We start from the raw sequence: 21,150 nt of genomic DNA on the forward strand, positions 1-21,150 counted from the left end.
TTGCATAGACGGAGGCCACATTACTGGCTGCGCGTTCACAGATGGAACAATGCATGGCAGACCATCGATGTAGGTATAAAAACTGTTCATTACTACCTCAGCCGACCTGCTTGGTCGGGCTGTGGTAAATATCAGCGAACATGTCAGCCATGGCTTCTTCGCTGGGTTCTTCCTGCATTTGCACACTCACGGCGCGACTGACCAACTGATGACGGCGCGGCAGATGCAAATCATCCGGGATCCGCGGGCCATCGGTCAGGTACGCCACTGGCAATTCATGACTGATGGCCAGGCTCAACACCTCGCCCAGACTTGCCGTTTCATCCAGTTTAGTCAGGATGCACCCGGCCAGCCCGCAGCGCTTGTAACTGTGATAAGCGGCCGTTAGAACCTGTTTCTGGCTAGTGGTTGCCAGAACCAGGTAATTTTTCGATTTGATGCCACGACCCGCGAGGCTTTCCAGCTGCATGCGCAGTGCCGGATCGCTGGCCTGAAGGCCGGCGGTATCGATCAGGACCACGCGCTTGCGCAGCAATGGATCCAGCGCCTGAACCAGCGATTGGCCCGGGTCGACGTGTGTCACCGACACATTGAGGATCCGGCCGAGGGTCTTGAGCTGTTCCTGAGCACCGATACGGTAGCTGTCCATGCTCACCAGCGCGATGTTTTGCGCGCCGTACTTGAGCACGTAGCGGGCGGCCAGTTTGGCCAGGGTGGTGGTCTTGCCCATGCCGGCAGGACCGACCATGGCAATCACACCGCCCTCTTCCAGCGGCTCGATCTCCGGTGTGAGGATCATTCGCGCCAGGTACGCAAGCAACATGCGCCAGGCCTGACGGGGTTCTTCAATGTCGGTAATCATCGCCAGCAAATCGCGCGACAACGGGCCGGACAGGCCGATGCGTTGCAGACGACGCCAGAGGTTAGCCTGGGCCGGACGACTGCCTTGCAGCTGATTCCACGCCAAGGAGCCAAGCTGTACTTCCATCAATTCGCGCAGGCTGTTGAGCTCGAAACGCATCGAGTCGAACGCCCGAGGATCCACACCGGTCGAGGCCGCTGCAGGGGCTTGCGCAGGACGCCGGGGTTCGGTGTACGTCGGTTCGATCAATGGCTCGGCAGCGGTCAGCGGCAGGCCGGCGAACAACTGGCGGTTGGTGCTCTTGTCGCTCTCGCCGTCGCCTCGCAGGCTCAGTTCGGCCTGGGCGGTCACGATCCGCGACTGGGTCTTGCGCAGCTCGTCTTCGAGTTCCATGTTCGGAACACGTGGTGCCAGCGCCGACAACTTGTAATCCAGGGCAGCCGTCAACTCGACACCACCGGCGATCCGGCGGTTGCCAATGATAGCGGCGTCAGCGCCCAGCTCATCACGAACCAGTTTCATGGCCTGGCGCATATCGGCGGCGAAAAAACGCTTAACTTGCATAAACCACTACCTCAGCCGTTGGGCCCTACTGTCGCAACGATGGTCACTTGCTTGTTGTCAGGAATTTCCTGGTAAGCCAACACATGCAAACCCGGGACTGCCAATCGGCCGAATCGCGAAAGCATTGCGCGAACCGGACCGGCTACCAGCAGAATCACCGGTTGACCTTGCATTTCCTGACGCTGTGCCGCATCGATCAACGAGCGTTGCAGCTTCTCAGCCATGCTTGGTTCCAGCAGAACGCCTTCTTCCGAGCCTTGTCCTGCCTTCTGAAGACTATTGAGCAATATCTGTTCCAACCTTGGTTCCAAGGTGATAACTGGCAGCTCCGACTCAGTCCCTACAATGCTTTGGACGATAGCGCGCGAGACGCCAACGCGCACCGCGGCCACCAATGCGGCAGTATCTTGACTCTTGGCGGCGTTGTTCGCGATTGCTTCGGCAATGCTGCGAATGTCGCGTACCGGCACTTGCTCCGCCAACAGCGCTTGCAACACCTTGAGCAATTGCGACAGCGAAACCACGCCCGGCACCAGTTCTTCCGCCAGTTTCGGCGAGTTTTTCGCCAGCAACTGCATCAGTTGCTGCACTTCTTCGTGACCGATCAGCTCGCTGGAGTGCTTGTACAGAATCTGGTTCAAGTGCGTGGCCACCACCGTACTGGCATCGACCACCGTATAACCGAGGGATTGCGCCTGGGAACGCTGACTGACCTCGATCCAGACCGCCTCCAGGCCAAAAGCCGGATCTTTGGCGGTGATGCCATTGAGCGAACCGTAGACTTGCCCAGGGTTGATCGCCAGTTCACGATCCGGGTAAATCTCCGCTTCGGCCAGGATCACCCCCATCAGTGTCAGGCGATAAGCACTCGGCGCCAGGTCGAGGTTGTCCCGGATGTGCACGGTCGGCATCAGGAAGCCCAGATCCTGGGAAAGCTTCTTGCGCACGCCTTTGATCCGCGCCAGCAACTGGCCACCTTGGTTGCGGTCCACCAGAGGAATCAGGCGATAGCCGACTTCCAGGCCAATCATGTCGATCGGGGTGACGTCGTCCCAGCCAAGTTCCTTGGTTTCCTGAGCACGGGCCGGCGAAGGCAACAGTTCCTGCTGACGCTTGACCTCTTGCAGCGCTTGAACCTTGACAATGTTCTGCTTCTTCCAGAACAGGTACGCACCACCGGCCGCCAGGGCTGCCATGCTGAGGAAGGAGAAGTGCGGCATGCCGGGCACCAGGCCCATGACCGCCATCAAGCCAGCAGCCACTGCCAGCGCTTTGGGCGAGGCGAACATCTGGCGATTGATTTGCTTGCCCATGTCTTCCGAACCGGAAGCACGCGTCACCATGATCGCTGCAGCTGTCGATAAAAGCAGTGATGGCAATTGCGCCACCAAACCGTCACCGATGGTCAGCAGCGCGTAAACCTTGCCGGCATCGGCGAAGCCCATGCCGTGCTGGAAGATACCGACCGCCATGCCGCCGATCAGGTTGATAAACAGAATCAGCAGGCCGGCAATGGCGTCACCGCGCACGAATTTGCTGGCACCGTCCATGGAACCGTAGAACTCGGCTTCCTGAGCCACTTCCATCCGGCGCAATTTGGCCTGGTTCTGATCGATCAGGCCGGCGTTCAAGTCGGCGTCGATCGCCATTTGTTTGCCGGGCATCGCATCGAGGGTGAATCGTGCGCTCACCTCGGAAATCCGCCCGGCACCCTTGGTCACCACGACGAAGTTGATGATCATCAAAATCGCGAAGACCACGATACCGACCACGTAGTTACCGCCGATCACCACCTCGCCGAAGGCCTGAATCACCTTGCCGGCGGCGGCATGGCCGTCCTGCCCGTGCAGCATCACCACCCGCGTGGAGGCCACGTTCAGCGCCAGTCGCAACAGCGTTGCAATCAGCAGGATGGTCGGGAACACCGCGAAATCCAGCGGCCGCAAGGCGTAGACGCAGACCAGCAACACGACAATCGACAAGGCAATGTTGAACGTGAAAAACACGTCGAGCAGGAACGGCGGCACCGGCAACATCATCATCGCCAGCATGACCAGCAGCAACAACGGCACGCCCAGATTGCCTCGACTTAAGTCGGCAATGTTTGTGCGGGCACTGTTGAGTAACTGAGAGCGATCCACCGGTTTTCCCCGTTCCTTTAAAGCAATCTTTTGACGCCACAAGCAGGCGCAGAGCGGCTACTGCAAGAAGCTTTCCAACTTTAGGCGGGGTTTGAAATAGAGCTTTATCGGGGAAGGGGCGACGCTTGTAGCAGCTGTCGAGCTTGCGAGGCTGCGTCCGGCTGCGCAGCAGTCGTGAAATCCGGCGAGGACTTTGTCCTCGAACGCAGCCTCGCGGGCTCGGCAGCTGCTACAGGCGTCAGCTCGGGAATCGCGGCGTGTGTTCCATGGGTCACGTTCAGTGGAGATGTCATTCACACGGGCTAATACCGAGCTACCTATCAGTTCTGCTAGTACCCGATCTTTGCGAAACCGCCAATACTGGGTGCCAGTCCTTCGGACCTTTGGAGCACTCAATCATGCAATCGCTGCGCGAAACCTTGCACTGCCATTACCGCTACGACGCCCTTGACCGGCTGATTGCCAATGAGCGGCCAAGTGAGCCCGAGCGGCAGCGTTTTTATTGCAAAAGCCGGCTGGCCACCGAAATCCAGGGCGCGAACCGGTATTCGATGTTTCAGCACGGTGACCAGCTGCTGGCGCAACAGCAGAGAGAGGGCGATGTACTCGATGCCACGCTGCTGGCTACCGATCAACAGCGGTCGGTGTTGCATGCGCTCAAGGGCAATCATCCACGACGATCCATTGCGCATTCGCCCTATGGCCACCGTCCCGCTGAAAACGGGTTACTCAGTTTGCTCGGGTTTAACGGCGAACGACCGGACTCGGTGACTGGGCATTGTTTATTGGGGAATGGGTATCGGGCGTTTAATCCGGTATTGATGCGGTTTAATAGTCCGGATAGCTGGAGTCCGTTTGGAAAAGGTGGGTTGAATCCATATGCGTATTGCCTGAATGATCCAGTAAATCGAAGAGACCCCAACGCTCATGTTTCTTTCAAGGCAGTAGGAATACTGCTAAGAAGCATCTATCGCATGAAAAGACAAACAGCATCCCTCAAACGCACAATCACATCCAAAGCGGCGGATAGCTCTGTCTACCATGGAAGTAGGAATAATGGATTTTCGACGATCCGCTACAGTTCTGAACCTCCAAAAGAAACAATAAACTCCCCCACACTCCAACAATTAAGTTTTAGTGCTGCTACGGGAAAAGAACTACAAACACTCGCCAACAAAAGCATAGGCCACTCCCAGCTGATCAAAGACTTAGACCTCTCGATCGGCGATATTAATCTCGATAATTTTACTTGGAAAACCTACCGTAGAAATTTTGAGAAAAGCTCCGAAAATTTAAGCTCAAGGACAGAAAAAATAACGAACAGCTTTAACGCCATAAATTCCGCCTTAGCTGGAGAAATACCGGGAATACTTCCGTCAAGAGCAAAACTTCGGGAGATAAGAGACTTTAGTGACGACCCAGAAATACCTATTTTCAAGACAACCAATGAAAGAAGATACCTATAAAAGGTAAAAACAAGAAAAAGGGAACACCCATTAGCCGGTCTCAAGCCAAGGCTAATGGGCGCCCCCCCTTTCCCCCAATAAAAGGAGACTAAAAAGGGTTGGCGCTTCAAGACCAAAAGATCGCAGCCTTAGGCAGCTACGGGGTGTATGCAATCTGTGGAACTGCCGAAGGTTCGGGCCGCATTCGGACGATCTTTTGATTTTAAACATCTATGTTTAATCGACATCTCCAGACACCTACCGAGCCTACACATCCTTGCGCCGAAGCCTACGACTACGCCAGAATCCGCCGGCTTGTGCGCCTGAGGGCCGGGCTTTATCGTTTCCCGGTCGCTGAAAAACAGCGATCGGGTTTGGTAGCCCGGTTACCTGTCGCATAACGCAACGTAATGCAGATAGCTTTCGTCTTCTGTTTTTATGGTGGTCATGCGTAGGGCGTCCTCGGACGCGCCGGGCTTTTGCTCCAGGTAACCGGTCTACCAACCTGCGTATGGCCGCCACCCTTCGTTTGGTAGCGAGGGTGATGGCTCCCTATGTCTTACCTGGAGTTTCATCCATGTTCAAACCAACACCCAATCCACCGGAAGCTGACGACTCCCCAGTCCCCTCAATCGATCCACAAAAACTCCACGAAGCCGCCGACCGCGCGCTCGATGACTTCGTCAACCTGTCCGCCCGCATAAACGCCACCGCGCGAAAGCCCAGCACGATGTTCGTCATTGCGCCCGGCATCGATACCGAAAGCCTGCTGGCGCACGCCTGTGAATCCCTGGCTTCGGCGAGTGTGCTGGCCAGTGATTTCGCGGGGTGTCTGGAGGGGCCGCAGCGCAATACGATGCTGGCAATTCAGCAGATCATCATGCTGGGAGAATTGGCGGTGAATCGCGCGCTGGATAACATTGATCCGCAGGGCTAGCGACTGGCTTGAGCCGAGGCCATCCCCTGTGGGAGCGAGCTTGCTCGCGATGGTGTGTCAGCTGACATCAATGTGTCTGACACACCATCGCGAGCAAGCTCGCTCCTACAGGATTTATCGCTGTATCAGGAATCTCGGCGCAAATCCGGCGGAATCGGCAAATCATCCTTGAGCGGATCTGGCCGTTTACCCTTGCCAGCCCGGTGCTGTCGGATCTGGTAAACGTAAGCCAGCACCTGAGCAACGGCCAGATACAGCCCACCCGGAATTTCCTGCTCAAGCTCGGTGGAGTAGTAGATCGACCGCGCCAGCGCCGGTGACTCCAGTAACAACACTTCATTCGCCACGGCGATTTCGCGGATTTTAAGGGCCAGGAAATCACTGCCCTTGGCGATCAAGGTCGGTGCCCCGCCCTTGTCCGGGTCGTACTTGAGCGCCACGGCGTAGTGGGTCGGGTTGGTGATGACCACGTCAGCGCTGGGAATCGCCGCCATCATCCGGCGCTGGGACATTTCGCGCTGCAACTGGCGAATCCGCTGTTTGACCTCCGGCCGCCCTTCCTGGTCCTTGTGCTCATCGCGCACTTCCTGCTTGGTCATCAGCAGTTTATTGTGGCTCTCCCACAGCTGCACGGGCACGTCCACGACGGCGATGATGATCAGGCCGCAGGCCATCCACAAGGTGCTCCAGCCCACCACTTGCAGGCTGTGTGTGATCGCTTGATCCAGCGGTTCATGGGCAATGCGCAGCAGGTCGTCGATGTCTGAGGACAACACCGCCAGCGCCACGAACAACACGATGAAAAACTTCGCCAGGGCCTTGAGCAATTCCACCAGGGCCTTGGTCGAAAACATTCGCTTGATCCCCGGGCCGGGGTTCATGCGACTGAACTTCGGCGCCATGGAGCCCGCTGCGAACAGCCAGCCGCCAAGCGAGATCGGGCCAATCACCGCGGCCAGCAGCAAGGTGATCATCACCGGCTGAATGGCCACCAGCGCGATCTGCCCGGAGTGCAGCAGGAAGGTGCCCATGCTGCGCTGATCCAGTATGACTTCCCGCGAGAGCGAGAAGTTGATCCGCATCACCTCCATCATGTCCTGCGCCAGTGCGCCGCCGAAAATCAGCAGCGCGCCGGCACCGGCCAGCATGATCGCCAGAGTATTGAGTTCCTTGGAACGCGCGACCTCACCCTTTTCACGAGAGTCACTTTTGCGTTTATCCGTGGGGTCTTCTGTTTTGTCCTGACCGCTTTCACTCTCAGCCATGGCTCAGCTCGCCCGTGCCAGTTCGCGTAAAAACTGCAAGGCCTCGACAGCCAGCGGTTGATACTGATTGAGAATGTCCGCCAGCCCGACCCAGAGAATAACCAGCCCCAGCACCAGGATCAGCGGGAAGCCAATGGAGAAGATGTTCAGCTGCGGTGCCGCCCGGGTCATCACGCCAAAGGCAATGTTGACCACCAGCAGCGCGGTGATCGCCGGCAGCACCAGCATCAACGCAGCCCCGAGCACCCAGCCCAGTTTGCCGGCCAGTTCCCAGTAGTGATTGACCATCAAGCCGCTGCCGACGGGCAATGTAGTGAAGCTTTCGGTGAGGACCTCGAAGACCACCAGATGGCCATTCATCGACAGGAACATCAGCGTCACAAGCATGGTGAAAAACTGCCCGATCACCGCCACCGACACGCCGTTAGTGGGGTCGACCATGGACGCGAAGCCCATGCCCATCTGAATCGCGACGATTTGCCCGGCGACCACAAAGGCCTGGAAGAACAGCTGCAGGGAGAACCCCAATACCGCGCCGACGAGAATCTGTTCGGCAATCAGCAGCAGGCCGCTCAAGTCCAATGCATGGACCGGCGGCATCGGTGGCAGGCCGGGCGCAATCACCACGGTAATCGCCAGTGCAAGGTAAAGACGCACGCGCTTGGGCACCAGGGTCGTACCAAACACCGGCATGACCATCAACAGCGAGCCGACGCGAAACAGCGGCAACATGAACGATGCCACCCACGTGCTGATCTGGGTATCGGTCAGTTGCAGCAGCGACATGGCTTAGCCAATGACCTGAGGAATACTGCCGTACAACTGCAGGATGTACTCCATGAAGGTCTGCACCAGCCACGGGCCAGCCACGATCAGCGTCACCAGCATCACCAGCAAGCGCGGCAGAAAGCTCAGGGTCTGTTCGTTGATCTGGGTGGCGGCCTGGAACATCGCCACGAGCAAACCGACCAGCAAGCTCGGGATCACCAGCACCGCAACCATCATGGTGGTCAGCCACAGCGCTTCCCGGAAGATGTCTACCGCAACTTCCGGGGTCATGGCGAAACACCGCCGAAGCTGCTCGCCAGCGTGCCGATAATCAATGCCCAGCCATCCACCAGCACGAACAGCATGATTTTGAACGGCAGGGAAATGATCAGCGGCGAGAGCATCATCATACCCATGGCCATCAGCACACTGGCCACGACCAGGTCGATGATCAGGAATGGAATGAAGATCATGAAACCGATCTGGAACGCGGTTTTCAGCTCGGACGTGACGAATGCCGGGACCAGAATGGTCAACGGCGCCTGATCCGGCGAGGCGATATCGGTACGCTTGGACAAGCGCATAAATAACTCCAGATCGCTGCTGCGCGTCTGGGCGAGCATGAAGTTCTTGATCGGCACCTGCGCCTTGGCCACGGCATCCTGAGCGGTCATTTTTTCCGCGAGATAGGGCTGCAAGGCGTCCTGATTCACCCGGTCAAACACCGGCGCCATGATGAACAGGGTCAGGAACAGCGCCATGCCCGTGAGGATCTGGTTCGATGGCGTCTGCTGCAGGCCCAGGGCCTGACGCAAAATCGAGAAGACGATGATGATCCGGGTAAAACTGGTCATCAGCATGACGAACGCTGGAATGAAACTCAGCGCGGTCATGATCAGCAGGATTTGCAGGTTGACCGAGTATTCCTGAGCACCATTGGCGTTGGTGCCCAGGGTGATCGCCGGAATCGACAACGGATCGGCGGCGAACGCCAGCGGCGCGACCACCATCAGGGCCAGCGTCAAGACGATGCGTAGCGCACCCATTACTTCTTATCCTTCTGATCCTTGCCGAGCATCTCCAATAGACGCTGGGCAAACTCCGGAGTCGCTTTTTCAGCACCGCTCGGCACTTGCACCGGTTCCTTGAGCACATGCAACGCGGTGATGGTGCCGGGGCTCAGGCCGAGCAGAATCTGCTCGTTGCCCACTTGCACCAGCACCAAACGGTCACGAGGGCCGAGCGCACGTGAACCGATCAACTCGATCACCTGCCCTTTGCCGGCGGGCCCGGCCTGCTGAACCCGGCGCAACAGCCAGGCGAGGAAGAAGATCAACCCCAGCACCAGCAGCAAGCCGAATACCAACTGCGTCAACTGCCCGGCCACACCGCTGCTGACCGCTGGCGCAGCCGCCGTGGCGGCCGCAGTGGCCACCGGCTCGGCACCCAGAACGTTGAACGGCAAGGCGAGCGCTAACCCCAGCAAAGAACCCAGAACTTTTTTCACTTAGCGCAGCTTCTTGATGCGTTCGCTTGGGCTGATCACGTCGGTCAGGCGGATGCCGAACTTCTCGTTGACCACGACCACTTCGCCATGAGCGATGAGTGTGCCATTGACCAGTACGTCGAGCGGCTCACCAGCCAGACGATCAAGCTCAATCACCGAACCCTGGTTGAGCTGCAGCAGGTTGCGGATGTTGATTTCGGTGCTGCCGACTTCCATGGAAATCGACACTGGAATGTCGAGAATCACATCCAGGTTCGGGCCTTCGAGGCTGACCGGATCGTTGTTCTTCGGCACGCTGCCGAACTCTTCCATCGGCAGACGGTTGGACCGTGAACCGGCGGCGTCGGCGGCCAGTAACGCATCGATGTCGTCCTGGCCGGCATCGCCTGTTTCTTCCAGGGCCGCAGCCCATTCATCGGCCAGCGCCTGGTCGTCCTGGGTATTCATATTGTCAGCCATCATTTGTCCTCGGCGGGCAAAAATTCAATAAGGTGCGGTCAGTTAAAGCGAATCGGGGGCGCCGCTCAGCGGCGCTCGATCGGCTCGATCACTTGCAACGCGAGGTTGCCTTTGTGCGAGCCCATCTTGACCTTGAACGCAGGAACGCCATTGGCGCGCATGATCATTTCTTCCGGCATTTCGACCGGGATAATGTCCCCCGGCTGCATGTGCAGGATGTCCCGCAGACGCAACTGGCGACGAGCGACTGTGGCGCCGATTGGCACGTCGACGTCCAGCACGTCCTGGCGCAAGGCGTTGACCCAGCGCTCGTCCTGATCGTCGAGGTCAGACTGGAAGCCGGCGTCGAGCATTTCGCGCACCGGCTCGATCATCGAGTACGGCATCGTTACGTGCAGATCACCGCCACCACCATCGAGCTCAATGTGGAATGTCGACACGACAACCGCTTCGCTTGGACCGACGATGTTGGCCATGGCCGGGTTCACTTCCGAGTTGATGTACTCGAAGTTCACTTCCATGATCGCCTGCCAGGCTTCCTTCAAATCGACGAAGGCCTGTTCCAGCACCATCCGCACCACGCGCAGCTCGGTCGGGGTGAATTCACGCCCTTCGATCTTCGCGTGACGGCCGTCGCCGCCGAAGAAGTTGTCCACCAGTTTGAACACCAGTTTGGCGTCGAGGATGAACAACGCAGTGCCGCGCAACGGTTTGATCTTGACCAGGTTGAGGCTGGTCGGCACATACAGCGAGTGCACGTACTCGCCGAATTTCATCACCTGCACACCACCGACGGCAACGTCCGCCGAGCGGCGCAGCATGTTGAACATGCTGATGCGGGTGTAGCGGGCGAAACGCTCGTTGATCATTTCCAGGGTCGGCATGCGTCCACGGACGATGCGATCCTGGCTGGTCAGGTCGTAGCTTTTAACGGTGCCGGGTTCGGCAGCGATATCGGTCTGAACCAGACCATCGTCGACGCCATGCAACAGCGCATCGATCTCATCCTGGGACAGCAGGTCCTGCACGGCCATGTCGTGTTCCTACTGCAGTACGAAATTAGTGAAAAGCAGCTGTTCGATCACCACTTTGCCGAGTTCTTTCTGCGCCACTTCCTGGACGCTGGCCGTGGCTTTCTGACGCAACATTTCCTGACCGACCGGCGACGCCAGGGTGGCGAAGTCCTGGCCGGAGAACAGCATGACCAGGTTATTGCGGATCACCGGCATGTGGACTTTGAGCGCATCCAGATCAGCCTGATTGCGCCCCTGCAGGGTGATGCTCACCTGCATGTAACGCTGACGACCGTTCTGGTTGTAGTTGGCCACGAAGGCCGGGGCCATGGGCTCGAAAATCGCGGGTTGCTTGCCAACAGGCGCTGTATCGGCCACGACGACCGGCTTGCTCTGGGCACTGTGCATAAAGAACCAGGTCGCCCCCACGGACAAGCCGATCGCCAGCAGCAGGGCCACCACGATCACTATGATCAGCTTGAGTTTGCCTTTGGTTGCGGGATCTTTTACTGCTGCGTCGCTCTTCGCCATGCCAATAATCCGTCACTATTCGGGTTTTCACAGTCGCACGGCAAGGCAAGAGCAAGTGTTATGCCATGTAGGAGCGAGCTTGCTCGCGAAAAGCCCGAGGCCGCCGCGGGGCGTCAGGCTTGGCGGGTTATCGTTTGGCGACCATCGCGAGCAGGCTCGCTCCTACAGGGGCGGGGATCAGGCGTAGTAGTCGACGGCGCTGGAGCCGATCACGCTGGTCGCCGTTGCTGTTACTTCACCAACGCTCGACGCGACCTCTTCATCCATGGAATCAATTCGACCACCACTGGCGCTGGTACGCCCGCCCTGGCCTTGGCCCTGCTGCGCCTGATCCCGTCCCTGTCCCTGCCAGCCACGGGACTGATCGGAAACGTTGACGTTGACCTGACCCATGCCTTGCTGCTCAAACATGTCACGCAAGCGGTGCATCTGGCCGTCCAGCGCTTCACGAACGCCTGCATGTGCACTCATGAACGTCACTTGGGTCTGCTGGTCCGGAATCATGTTCACCCGAATATCGAGGCGCCCCAGCTCGGCCGGTTGTAACTGGATGTCGGCCGCCTTGAGATTAGCGCTGGACAGGTACATGACCCGGTTCACCACTTCTTCGGTCCAGCCGCTCTGATGCATGGCGATCGGCTGGTTCACCGGCACCGCATTGGCGGTTTTCGGCGTGGCTGCCTGTGTCAGCGCCGCCAGACGGTTGGCAAAATCGTCGACACGGGTATCGCTACTGGCCGACTTCAGGTCCTTGAGACCGTCATCAATCAGCCCGCTGAACGCTTTGTCGCCGCCCTGGCTGGTGCTGTCTTTGTCGGCTTTCACATCGAGCATGGTCGCCATGCCCGCAGCAAAGTTTTGCGCCGAGGTCAGCTCACCGTCGGCCTGGGTCTGGGCCGAGGTCGGTGGCGCTTTAGGCTGTGCCTGGCTGGAGGCGGAAACGTGCCCGCTCTGCTCCATGGCCATGCGCACGGCCGGCAGCGCGTCGAGGGGATCGGCTTCGGGATCGAAATCGGTATCAGTGGCGGCACCGGTCATTGGCGAGGATGCAGGGGGGAGCGTTGCAGCCGCAACAACCGGCGGTTGCTCGGTGGCTGCCACGGGTGCAGCGGTCGTCACTGGCGCTGCAACCGCCGACTGTACTACCTGCATCAACGCAGGATCGAGCGCCGGGTCAACAGGCGCGGCATCGGTCACCGGCGTCTCTGGCGTATTCGACGCATCATTGCTGGCGGTCTGGCCGTCGGCCGGTGCTGGCTTATCGGCGGGCAAAGTATTGCCGCTATCGGCAACCGCCGGTTCCGGGGCGGCAGACTTGTCGTGGCTGATGTCTTTTTTACCGCTACTGTCCGAAGCTTGATCACGTACCGGTTTCGCTGGCGCGCTGTTCACGGCAGAGGGTTTGACCTGGGCTTGATTGGCGTAGACCTTGGCGAAGCTGGGGGCCTTGTTCGCAGGCTCCGCGGCCAGCGCCGGGGGATTGGCGGAGGCGGCCTGAGTCTTGGCCTGCGCGGCTGCCTGAAGAAGGGAATTGGGGGTAACGGGCATGACACGGGCTCCGCTGCACTGGGATCGTAGGTACAGTTGACGGAGTAAGCTGCAAAGGTCGAGCCAGCTTTTGCCAATTGGCGCTAATAGCGCCGGACGGCGGGTTTGGTGGCCAGAGCGCGTTGGCGCTCCGCCTCATAGAGGTGTCGGACGATGGCAAATTCACGGTCGATTTCACCGACGAGCTGTTTGATATCAACGAGACTTTTGTTTTTGGCCTGTTGCTCAAGCCTATGACACAGCTCGGCCAAGCGAATGGCGCCCATATTACTGCTGCTGCCCTTGAAACTATGGGCAGTTTCCATGAGCTGCGCGGCATCGTCAGTGTTACGCAACAGATTCAAACGCTCTTCGGAATCGGCGAGAAAGGTATCCAGCAACGTCGGATACTCATCCTCCATGACTTCCTGCAACGCGCTCAGTACGTTTCGGTCCAGATGTGGGTCAACCACTTGCTCACTCCTTGATCAAGAATGCGTGGATTATGCCAGAGCCTCCCAGAAAAACTCCACGCGGGCACTTCGACCATCGTCGGACCAGCTCGCATTGCGGCCCAACTGACGGATCAGACTGACGCCACGTCCCGACAGACGGACAGCGTCAACGGGCCGCTCCATCACCCGCGCGACATCGAAACCTTTACCACTGTCTTCAACCCGAACCGTCAGGCAACCGCCATCGCCCTTGGGTGTCACCTGCAAATGCACCCGCACGAAGCCGTCCTGCAACTCATCCAGGCGAGTATTGCGCTGCTGATAATAGCGGGTAAAACCCGAAGCATCGCGCTTGAGCGCCGAATCCAGCCCCAGCACTCCATGCTCCAGGGCATTGGAATACAGTTCGGCCAGCACACTGTAGAGCGCCCCGCTCTGAGCCCGCAGACCGTGGACCTCAAGCAGCAATTGCAGAAGATACGGCAGCGGATTGAAGCGTTTGAGCGTGGCGGCGCGAAATTCGAAACTCACCGACCAGTCCAGTGGGCAGGACTGACCACTGTCGGAATACACCAGCGCCGGCGGGCTCAGCTGTGCGGCCTCCAGCAAACTGACCTCGACCATGCTCACGTCATCACGAGCCTCGCCGCGAAAGTCCCGCAACGCCTGCTCGATCTCTTCGAACAACTCATCAGGCTGACGATTGGCCGCAAATACCTGCTGCAATCGCTCCACACCAAACAACTGCTCATTGGCATCGCAAGTATCGATCACCCCGTCGGACAACAGGAAGACCCGATCCCCGACCGCCATCGGAAACACCTCGGTGCGGTCATCAAAGGATTGCGGGCTCAGCACGCCGAGCGGCAAATGCCGAGCCGTCAGCGGCGTTCGCTCACCGCTGGCGATGCTGTGCAGGTAACCGTCCGGCATCCCACCGTTCCAGACCTCCACCGAGCGTCGCTGAAAACTCAGGCACAGCAGCGTTGCACAACAGAACATGTCCACCGGCAGGATGCGCTTGAGCTTGGCATTCATCTCGCGCAGGGTTTCGGACAGGCCGTAACCCTTGGCGGTCATGCCATAGAAGACTTCGGCCAGGGGCATGGCACCCACAGCGGCCGGCAAACCATGGCCGGTAAAATCGCCGAGCAGCACGTGCATGTCGCCAGCCGGAGTGAACGCGGCCAGCAGAAGATCGCCGTTGAACAACGCATAAGGCGATTGCAGGTAGCGGATATTGGGTGCATTCAGGCAGCCGGAGTGGGCCACCTTGTCGAACACAGCCTTGGCCACCCGTTGTTCGTTGAGCAGGTAGTCGTGGTGCCTGGCGATCTGGTCACGCTGTTGCAACACAGTGGCCTGCAACCGCCGCAAGCGGTCCATGGCCTTGATCTTGGCGGCGAGGATCACCTGGTTGTAGGGTTTCGCCAGGAAGTCGTCGCCCCCGGCCTCCAGACAGCGGGCCAGCGCTTCGCTTTCAGTCAGCGAGGTGAGGAAAATGATCGGCACCAGGGTTTCCCCTGCCAACACCTTGATCTGCCGCGCCGCCTCGAAACCGTCCATCACTGGCATCATCGCGTCCATGAGCACCAGTTGCGGTCGCTGCTGGCGAAACGCGTCAACTGCTTCGGCACCGTTGGCGGCCGTCAGCACCTCATGCCCTTGGCGACGGACGATGGTCGCCAGCAGCATGCGATCGGCCGCGCTGTCTTCGGCGATCAGGATCGTCAGCGGCTCGAACAAAGACTGCATGACGGTCACGCCACGTCGAAGATTTGTTCGAAGTTGGAGATGGCGAGAATCTTGCGCACATCTGCATTAGCGTTGGTCAACGTGATCTCGGCATTCTCGCCGCCAGCGTGATCACGCAATAGCAACAGCATGCCAAGCGCTGAACTGTCGAGGTAGGTGGCGTCTTTCAGGTTCACTTCGAAGGATTCGGGTTTTGGCTGAAGATTTTCGTAGGACTCACGAAATTCCTGATGTTTGGCGAAGTCGAATCGTCCCTTGATCGATATCGTCAGCTTTTGCCCATCCTGGGAGACTTCGGTAACAACTGACATTGAACGGCTTCCTTGTCATTGGGGAACATACGTATACAAGGTTTAGCATTTGGCGAAGATCGGGGCAAGGTCGTTAAGCGGTGTCACCCTGGAGTACGCCTTCGCGAGCAAGCTCGCTCCCACAGGTTGACCGCATCCCCCGTGGGAGCGAGCCTGCTCGCGAAGAACGATAACGCGGTCAACCTGATTCAATACGGATCCTGGCGCGGTAACCGCTGGGACAACTCATCCAGCAATTTCTGCTCGCGCCGGTCTTCGAGCTTGCGCGCCTCATCCATGTAGCGCGCAACCAGCTTGCGCAAGCCTTCGACCCGGGTAAACGCCTGTTGCCAGGATTCCCGCGCCTTGTTCAGATTGTTCTGATGCCAAACCAGGCTTTGTCGCTGCTGATCGATGGCGGTGCCCAGTTGCGCAAGGAAGCCTTGATATCCCAGCAGCCATTGCCCCGACACACCGCTGCTGCCGCGCACGATCCATTGTTCCTGATAATCGAGGCGAAACGCTTCAAGGTCGGCGAGTTTGCTTTCGGCCAGGCGCACTTGGCCCTGAAAATGCCCCAACCGCTGGACGGCCGTTTTTTCGGCCTTTTCGGCCATTTCGACCACCGGCGCCAGGCGCCCTGCCCGACTCTGGGCCATGATCGATTAGCCCCCGGCCGCAGGAGCGAAGATCGAGCCGAGATAGGCTTCGCTTTCACCCAGGCTGATGCTGTCGTTCAGGCCCTGGCGCAGGTATTTGACCAACTGCGGTTGCAGGGAAATCGCCAGGTCGGTCTCCCGGTCACCGCCAGCGACATAAGCACCGACGCTGATCAGGTCTCGACTCTGTTGATAGCGCGACCACAGTTGCTTGAAGTACTGGGCACGCATCATGTGCTCCGGCGACACCACCGACGGCATGACCCGGCTGATGGACGCCTCGATGTCGATGGCCGGGTAATGCCCTTCCTCGGCCAGGCGCCGGGACAGGACGATATGTCCGTCGAGCACGCCCCGCGCCGCATCGGCTATCGGATCCTGCTGGTCATCGCCTTCGGACAATACGGTGTAGAACGCGGTGATCGAGCCGCCGCCTTTCTCGGCGTTACCGGCCCGCTCCACCAGCTTGGGCAGCTTGGCGAACACCGACGGCGGATAACCCTTGGTCGCGGGTGGCTCGCCGATGGCCAGGGCAATTTCCCGCTGGGCCTGGGCGAAACGGGTCAGGGAGTCCATCAGCAACAGGACGTTCTTGCCCTTGTCGCGAAAATACTCGGCGATGCGCGTGCAATACATGGCAGCGCGCAAACGCATCAGCGGCGCATCGTCCGCCGGTGATGCAACCACCACCGAACGCTTGAGACCTTCTTCACCGAGGATGTGCTCGATGAACTCTTTAACTTCACGACCCCGCTCACCGATCAGGCCGACGACGATGATGTCGGCCTCGGTGAAGCGAGTCATCATGCCCAGCAGCACACTCTTGCCGACGCCCGTACCGGCGAACAGCCCGAGCCGTTGACCACGGCCGACCGTCAACAAACCGTTGATGGTGCGAATCCCCACGTCCAGCGGCTCACTGATCGGTTCGCGCTTGAGTGGATTGATGGTCGGGCCATCCATCGGCACCCAGTCTTCGGCCTTCATCCCGCCCTTGCCGTCCAGCGCACGACCGGCACCGTCCAACACCCGCCCGAGCATGCTCATGCCCATCGGCAAGCGACCGGTATCGGCCAACGGAACCACGCGGGCGCCGGGAGCGATGCCGGCGACGCTGCCCACCGGCATCAGAAAGACTTTGCTGCCAGAGAAGCCCATGACTTCGGCTTCGACTTGTACCGGGTGATAGCTGTCGTCGTTAATGACCATGCAGCGGCTGCCCATGGCGGCGCGCAAGCCTTCGGCTTCGAGGGTCAGGCCGACCATGCGCAACAAGCGGCCTTCGAGGATCGGTGCGCCGGCCAACTCCGTGGCCTCGGCGTAACTGCCGAGGCGCTTGGCGAAGCTGGTGCGATCAAGGCGCATCGGGAGCATCCGCCGCTGGCGCGACGGCCGGCTTGTCGTCGATCGGCAATTCCAGACTCAGGTCCGGCGCTGCCGGGTGCAGCGCCTGCTCGTGCAACTGATCGAACAGTTTGTCCATGACCCGCGTAACACGGGTTTCGACCGTGGCGTCGATACGGCTGTGCTCCGTCTCGACCCGACAACCGCCCGGCAACAGTGCCTCGTCCTCGACGATGCGCCAGGTTTCCTCATGGCGTTCGCGCAGGGCTTTGACCTGTTCGAAATCCTGTGGATTGATGTACAGCCGCACGTTGCCCACACCCAGCGGCAAGAGTTTGAGCGCTTCACGCATGACGTGCTCGATCTGGGTCGAGTCGATGGCCAGTTCGCGCTGAATCACCTGTTTGGTAATGTGCTGCACGAGGTCGACCAACGTCTTTTCAATCTGGGTATCCTGCTCGGCGATGGGCTCGAACAGGTGGCCCATCAACTGCTCCAGGCTGGAAATCTTGGCCGCCAACGCCACTTCGGCTTCCTGACGGACCTTGAGCGTGGAGCTGTGAAAGCCTTCTCTTTCGCCAGTGGCGAAGCCTTCGTTGTAGGCTTCCTGGCGAATGCTTTCGAGTTCTTCAAGGGTCAGTGGCTGGACTTCGTCCAGCGGCACTTCTTCCATTTCCGGAGGCTCGGGCTCAGGTTCAGGCTCGGGCACCGGCACAAACGGGTCGAAACTGGGCAACGACCAGACATCGAAACCACCGACGTCCTTGGCACGGATCAGGTCGGTCTGGGACTCATCATGTTTGGACGACATAGTGACCTTAGATCATCTCTTCGCCGCCCTTCCCGCCGAGAACGATTTCTCCGGCTTCGGCCATACGGCGGGCAATGGTGAGGATTTCTTTCTGCGCCGTTTCCACGTCGCTGACGCGCACCGGGCCTTTGGCCTCGAGGTCGTCGCGCAACAGTTCGGCGGCCCGTTTGGACATGTTCTTGAAGATCTTCTCTTTGACGCCTTCGTCCGAGCCTTTGAGGGCCAGTACCAGCACGTCGGAAGACACTTCGCGCAACAGGGCCTGAATGCCGCGGTCGTCGACATCGGACAGGTTGTTGAACACGAACATGAGGTCTTCGATCTGACCGGACAGGTCTTCGTCGACTTCGCGGATCGAGTCCATCAACTGACCTTCGATCGAGCTGTCGAGGAAGTTCATGATGTCGGCCGCCCGCTTGATGCCACCCAGGGTGGTGCGCGAAGCATTCGAGTTGCCCGAGAACTGTTTCTCGAGAATCTGGTTGAGTTCTTTCAGCGCCGCTGGCTGCACGGTATTGAGTGAGGAAACCCGCAGAATGATGTCCAGTCGCACCTTATGGTCGAAGTTGCCCAGCACTTCGCCGGCCTGGTCGGGGTCGAGATACGCCACGACGATCGCCTGGATCTGCGGGTGCTCGTAACGGATCACGTCGGCAACCGCGCGCGGCTCCATCCACTTCAGGCTGTCGAGCCCGCTGGTGTTGCCGCCGAGCAGGATCCGGTCGATCAGGCCGTTGGCCTTGTCTTCGCCAAGGGCCTGGGTGAGCATTTTGCGCACGTAGTCGTCGGAGCCGACGCCCAGGCTGGTCTGGTCGCCGACGATCTCGACGAACTCGCTCATGACCTGTTCGACTTGCTCACGGTGCACGTTGCCCATCTGGGCCATCGCCACACCCACACGCTGGACCTCTTTAGGCCCCATGTGGCGCAACACTTGGGCAGCATCGGTGGAACCGAGGGACAGCAGCAGAATCGCAGCTTTGTCGACCTTGGTCAGTTTGGCGGCAACGGCTCGGTTATCACTCATCTGCGTTAATCCACTCTTTCACGACCTGGGCCACACGACCCGGATCTTCGGCCACCAGGCTCTTGATTGCATTTAACTGCGCGTCATAGCCTTCGCTCGGGCTCGGCAGCAGGATGCTTTGCGGGCCACCGAGGCTGACGCGGTCGTTGGCGAGTTCGCCGTCCAGGCCGCCCATGCCACCCAACTCGACGTCGCTGCCGATGCCTGCCAGCTGTTTGCCTTTGCCACCACCGGTGATGTTGTTGAGTACCGGGCGTAGCACACCGAACACCAGCACCAGGATGAACAAGACACCCAGCACTTGCTTGACGATGTCCCAAAACCAACGCTGGGAGTAGAACGGAATATCGGCAATCACTTCACCGCGCTCGGCGGAGAACGGCATGTTGATTACGCTGACGCTGTCGCCTCGGCTGGCGTCGAAGCCGACGGCGTCCTGCACCAGACGTGTGAAGCGCGCCAATTCGTCGGAGCTCCACGGCGCGCGGGTGGTTTCACCGGTGGCGGCGTTGATCTTGACCTGGTCATCCACCACCACCGACACCGACAGGCGATTCAAACGGCCCTGCTGTTGTTTGGTATGGCTGATGGAGCGATCGAGTTCGAAGTTCTTGGTAGATTGTTGACGCTTGTCGGCCGGGTAAGGTGCAAGCATCGGCTGCCCCGTGGCCGGGTCCATGACTTGCTGGCCGTTGGCGTCAAGCAGTGGCTGGCCTGGCTGTACCATGCCGGCCGACGCGGCAGAGCCACCGGTGGTTTGCGGCGCGGAGGCTGGCGCTGGTGGCTGGTTGCTCAAAGCGCCCGGCACACCTTGCGGACCATTGCTGGCGGTGCGTTGTTCATTCACCGACTGCTCGCTGCGCAACGCCGGTTGATCCGGGTTGAATTGCTCGGAGGTGGACTCGACGGCACTGAAGTCCACGTCGGCCGAGACTTCGGCCTTATAGCGGTCGTTTCCCAGCACCGGTTGCAGAATGTTGTGCACACGCTGGGTGAGCATGCTTTCCATGCGACGGCTGTAATCGAATTGCTTGCCGGCCATGGTCAGTTCAGAGTTTTCCGCCTGATCCGAGAGCAGCGTGCCCTTCTGGTCGACAACGGTGATCTGGGATTTGCTGAGTTCCGGAACACTGGTCGCGACCAGGTTGATGATCGCCACCACCTGGCCTGGCTCCAGCGAACGGCCGGAATACAGTTCCACCAGCACCGAAGCGCTTGGCTTGCGCTCGTCGCGCACAAACACCGAACTTTTCGGAATCGCCAGGTGCACGCGAGCACCCTTGACGTTGTTCAGGCTGGAGATGGTCCGGGCCAGTTCACCTTCGAGGCCGCGACGATAACGGGTGGCTTCCATGAACTGGCTGGTCCCCAGGCCCTGGTCCTTGTCGAGGATTTCAAAACCGATGTTGCCGTCGCTGGGAGTGACACCAGCGGCCGCGAGCTTGAGCCGCGCACGGGACAGGTCATCAGCCTTGACCAGCAAGGCTCCGGAATTGGGTTCAACGGTATAAGGGATATCAGCGGAGGCCAGGGTATCCATGACCTGTTTGGCGTCCATACCGGCAAGGCTGCCGTACAGAGGCCGGTAGTCCGGCTGCTGGGACCACAACACCACGGCAAAGCCAATCGCCACGCTCGCAGCCAGGCCAACCAACAGGCCCACCTGACGCAACATGGTCATCTCGGAGAGGTTTTCCAGGAAGGACAAGCCGAACAGCGGCGGTTTGCCGTCTATCGGGGAGGCCTTGGCCGGAACATTATCGGCGACTGCTTCTGCCATGACTCAATCT

Annotated in this window: 21 protein-coding genes; 2 read left to right on the forward strand and 19 right to left on the reverse strand. The window is 59.4% G+C overall.

All coding sequences use genetic code 11. The features are described from left to right. Nucleotides 1-97: 97 nt before the first annotated feature. Together flhF and flhA are read right to left on the reverse strand one after the other, a co-directional pair. A complete protein-coding gene (flhF, locus tag ACM6IR_RS01665) occupies nt 98-1,426 on the reverse strand; it encodes a flagellar biosynthesis protein FlhF (RefSeq protein WP_414906084.1) in 1,329 nt (442 codons plus the stop codon). An 11-nt stretch (nt 1,427-1,437) separates the two neighbouring features. Continuing rightward, nucleotides 1,438-3,567, reverse strand: coding sequence for a flagellar biosynthesis protein FlhA (gene flhA, locus ACM6IR_RS01670; RefSeq protein ID WP_414906085.1), 2,130 nt, complete (start codon nt 3,565-3,567; stop codon nt 1,438-1,440). Between the two features lie 398 nt (nt 3,568-3,965). Here flhA and ACM6IR_RS01675 point away from each other — a divergent pair, with 398 nt between their 5' ends. Together ACM6IR_RS01675 and ACM6IR_RS01680 are read left to right on the forward strand one after the other, a co-directional pair. Then, entirely contained in the window at nt 3,966-5,033 is a 1,068-nt protein-coding gene (locus ACM6IR_RS01675) for an RHS repeat-associated core domain-containing protein (RefSeq protein WP_414906086.1), read from the forward strand. A gap of 556 nt (nt 5,034-5,589) precedes the next feature. Then, complete coding sequence (locus tag ACM6IR_RS01680) at nt 5,590-5,949, forward strand: DUF6124 family protein (RefSeq protein WP_414906087.1); 360 nt, start codon at nt 5,590-5,592, stop codon at nt 5,947-5,949. Nucleotides 5,950-6,074: 125 nt separating this feature from the next. On the opposite strand, the gene flhB is transcribed toward ACM6IR_RS01680, so the two are convergent. The 17 genes from flhB to fliF all read right to left on the reverse strand — a co-directional run bounded on the left by flhB (nt 6,075) and on the right by fliF (nt 21,140). Continuing rightward, entirely contained in the window at nt 6,075-7,214 is a 1,140-nt protein-coding gene (gene flhB / locus ACM6IR_RS01685) for a flagellar biosynthesis protein FlhB (protein WP_414906088.1), read from the reverse strand. A gap of 3 nt (nt 7,215-7,217) precedes the next feature. Further along, complete coding sequence (gene fliR, locus ACM6IR_RS01690; protein WP_414906141.1) at nt 7,218-7,994, reverse strand: flagellar biosynthetic protein FliR; 777 nt, start codon at nt 7,992-7,994, stop codon at nt 7,218-7,220. Nucleotides 7,995-8,003: 9 nt separating this feature from the next. Further along, nucleotides 8,004-8,273 (reverse strand): flagellar biosynthesis protein FliQ, encoded by a 270-nt coding sequence (gene fliQ, locus ACM6IR_RS01695; protein WP_007948918.1) that lies wholly within the window; start codon nt 8,271-8,273, stop codon nt 8,004-8,006. Continuing rightward, entirely contained in the window at nt 8,270-9,028 is a 759-nt protein-coding gene (gene fliP, locus ACM6IR_RS01700; RefSeq protein ID WP_414906089.1) for a flagellar type III secretion system pore protein FliP, read from the reverse strand. Before fliP ends, fliQ begins: the two co-directional genes overlap by 4 nt. Then, nucleotides 9,028-9,489, reverse strand: a complete 462-nt coding sequence (gene fliO / locus ACM6IR_RS01705; protein ID WP_414906090.1) for a flagellar biosynthetic protein FliO — start codon at nt 9,487-9,489, stop codon at nt 9,028-9,030. The genes fliP and fliO overlap by 1 nt, the downstream gene beginning before the upstream one ends. Beyond that, nucleotides 9,490-9,948 (reverse strand): flagellar motor switch protein FliN, encoded by a 459-nt coding sequence (gene fliN, locus ACM6IR_RS01710; protein WP_414906091.1) that lies wholly within the window; start codon nt 9,946-9,948, stop codon nt 9,490-9,492. It abuts the gene before it with no gap. Between the two features lie 65 nt (nt 9,949-10,013). Continuing rightward, nucleotides 10,014-10,982: a flagellar motor switch protein FliM gene (gene fliM / locus ACM6IR_RS01715; protein WP_414906092.1), complete on the reverse strand. Its 969-nt coding sequence runs from the start codon at nt 10,980-10,982 to the stop codon at nt 10,014-10,016. A 9-nt stretch (nt 10,983-10,991) separates the two neighbouring features. After that, entirely contained in the window at nt 10,992-11,492 is a 501-nt protein-coding gene (gene fliL / locus ACM6IR_RS01720) for a flagellar basal body-associated protein FliL (protein WP_414906093.1), read from the reverse strand. 177 nt (nt 11,493-11,669) lie between these two features. Next, entirely contained in the window at nt 11,670-13,040 is a 1,371-nt protein-coding gene (locus ACM6IR_RS01725; RefSeq protein WP_414906094.1) for a flagellar hook-length control protein FliK, read from the reverse strand. Between the two features lie 83 nt (nt 13,041-13,123). After that, on the reverse strand, nt 13,124-13,492 hold the full coding sequence (locus tag ACM6IR_RS01730) for an Hpt domain-containing protein (protein WP_414906095.1): 369 nt from the start codon (nt 13,490-13,492) through the stop codon (nt 13,124-13,126). A 30-nt stretch (nt 13,493-13,522) separates the two neighbouring features. After that, nucleotides 13,523-15,229, reverse strand: a complete 1,707-nt coding sequence (locus ACM6IR_RS01735) for an ATP-binding SpoIIE family protein phosphatase (protein WP_414906096.1) — start codon at nt 15,227-15,229, stop codon at nt 13,523-13,525. Between the two features lie 5 nt (nt 15,230-15,234). Beyond that, a complete protein-coding gene (locus tag ACM6IR_RS01740; RefSeq protein ID WP_414906097.1) occupies nt 15,235-15,540 on the reverse strand; it encodes an STAS domain-containing protein in 306 nt (101 codons plus the stop codon). A 188-nt stretch (nt 15,541-15,728) separates the two neighbouring features. Beyond that, nucleotides 15,729-16,178 carry a flagellar export protein FliJ gene (gene fliJ, locus ACM6IR_RS01745; RefSeq protein ID WP_414906098.1) on the reverse strand — a complete coding sequence of 150 codons (450 nt, stop codon included), beginning with the start codon at nt 16,176-16,178 and terminating at the stop codon, nt 15,729-15,731. Nucleotides 16,179-16,184: 6 nt separating this feature from the next. Then, on the reverse strand, nt 16,185-17,543 hold the full coding sequence (gene fliI, locus ACM6IR_RS01750; protein ID WP_414906099.1) for a flagellar protein export ATPase FliI: 1,359 nt from the start codon (nt 17,541-17,543) through the stop codon (nt 16,185-16,187). Then, a complete protein-coding gene (gene fliH, locus ACM6IR_RS01755) occupies nt 17,533-18,333 on the reverse strand; it encodes a flagellar assembly protein FliH (RefSeq protein WP_414906100.1) in 801 nt (266 codons plus the stop codon). The genes fliI and fliH overlap by 11 nt, the downstream gene beginning before the upstream one ends. 7 nt (nt 18,334-18,340) lie before the next feature. Further along, entirely contained in the window at nt 18,341-19,360 is a 1,020-nt protein-coding gene (gene fliG, locus ACM6IR_RS01760) for a flagellar motor switch protein FliG (protein ID WP_201118868.1), read from the reverse strand. Continuing rightward, the gene (gene fliF, locus ACM6IR_RS01765) at nt 19,353-21,140 is read right to left on the reverse strand and encodes a flagellar basal-body MS-ring/collar protein FliF (RefSeq protein WP_414906101.1); all 1,788 of its coding nucleotides are present in this window, start codon (nt 21,138-21,140) and stop codon (nt 19,353-19,355) included. The genes fliG and fliF overlap by 8 nt, the downstream gene beginning before the upstream one ends. Between the last annotated feature and the right edge of the window lie 10 nt (nt 21,141-21,150).

Origin of the sequence: Pseudomonas sp. IT-P253 (assembly GCF_949768125.1) — a bacterium.
Taxonomy (GTDB): Bacteria; Pseudomonadota; Gammaproteobacteria; order Pseudomonadales; family Pseudomonadaceae; genus Aquipseudomonas.

What these genes read in the sequence shown, in the direction of transcription:
- flhF (WP_414906084.1), bottom strand. Translation starts at nt 1,426, where the DNA reads ATGCAAGTTAAGCGTTTTTTCGCCGCCGATATGCGCCAGGCCATGAAA.
- ACM6IR_RS01675 (WP_414906086.1), top strand. Translation starts at nt 3,966, where the DNA reads ATGCAATCGCTGCGCGAAACCTTGCACTGCCATTACCGCTACGACGCC.
- ACM6IR_RS01680 (WP_414906087.1), top strand. Translation starts at nt 5,590, where the DNA reads ATGTTCAAACCAACACCCAATCCACCGGAAGCTGACGACTCCCCAGTC.
- flhB (WP_414906088.1), bottom strand. Translation starts at nt 7,214, where the DNA reads ATGGCTGAGAGTGAAAGCGGTCAGGACAAAACAGAAGACCCCACGGAT.
- fliQ (WP_007948918.1), bottom strand. Translation starts at nt 8,273, where the DNA reads ATGACCCCGGAAGTTGCGGTAGACATCTTCCGGGAAGCGCTGTGGCTG.
- fliP (WP_414906089.1), bottom strand. Translation starts at nt 9,028, where the DNA reads ATGGGTGCGCTACGCATCGTCTTGACGCTGGCCCTGATGGTGGTCGCG.
- fliN (WP_414906091.1), bottom strand. Translation starts at nt 9,948, where the DNA reads ATGGCTGACAATATGAATACCCAGGACGACCAGGCGCTGGCCGATGAA.
- fliM (WP_414906092.1), bottom strand. Translation starts at nt 10,982, where the DNA reads ATGGCCGTGCAGGACCTGCTGTCCCAGGATGAGATCGATGCGCTGTTG.
- fliL (WP_414906093.1), bottom strand. Translation starts at nt 11,492, where the DNA reads ATGGCGAAGAGCGACGCAGCAGTAAAAGATCCCGCAACCAAAGGCAAA.
- ACM6IR_RS01725 (WP_414906094.1), bottom strand. Translation starts at nt 13,040, where the DNA reads ATGCCCGTTACCCCCAATTCCCTTCTTCAGGCAGCCGCGCAGGCCAAG.
- ACM6IR_RS01735 (WP_414906096.1), bottom strand. Translation starts at nt 15,229, where the DNA reads ATGCAGTCTTTGTTCGAGCCGCTGACGATCCTGATCGCCGAAGACAGC.
- ACM6IR_RS01740 (WP_414906097.1), bottom strand. Translation starts at nt 15,540, where the DNA reads ATGTCAGTTGTTACCGAAGTCTCCCAGGATGGGCAAAAGCTGACGATA.
- fliJ (WP_414906098.1), bottom strand. Translation starts at nt 16,178, where the DNA reads ATGGCCCAGAGTCGGGCAGGGCGCCTGGCGCCGGTGGTCGAAATGGCC.
- fliI (WP_414906099.1), bottom strand. Translation starts at nt 17,543, where the DNA reads ATGCGCCTTGATCGCACCAGCTTCGCCAAGCGCCTCGGCAGTTACGCC.
- fliH (WP_414906100.1), bottom strand. Translation starts at nt 18,333, where the DNA reads ATGTCGTCCAAACATGATGAGTCCCAGACCGACCTGATCCGTGCCAAG.
- fliG (WP_201118868.1), bottom strand. Translation starts at nt 19,360, where the DNA reads ATGAGTGATAACCGAGCCGTTGCCGCCAAACTGACCAAGGTCGACAAA.
- fliF (WP_414906101.1), bottom strand. Translation starts at nt 21,140, where the DNA reads ATGGCAGAAGCAGTCGCCGATAATGTTCCGGCCAAGGCCTCCCCGATA.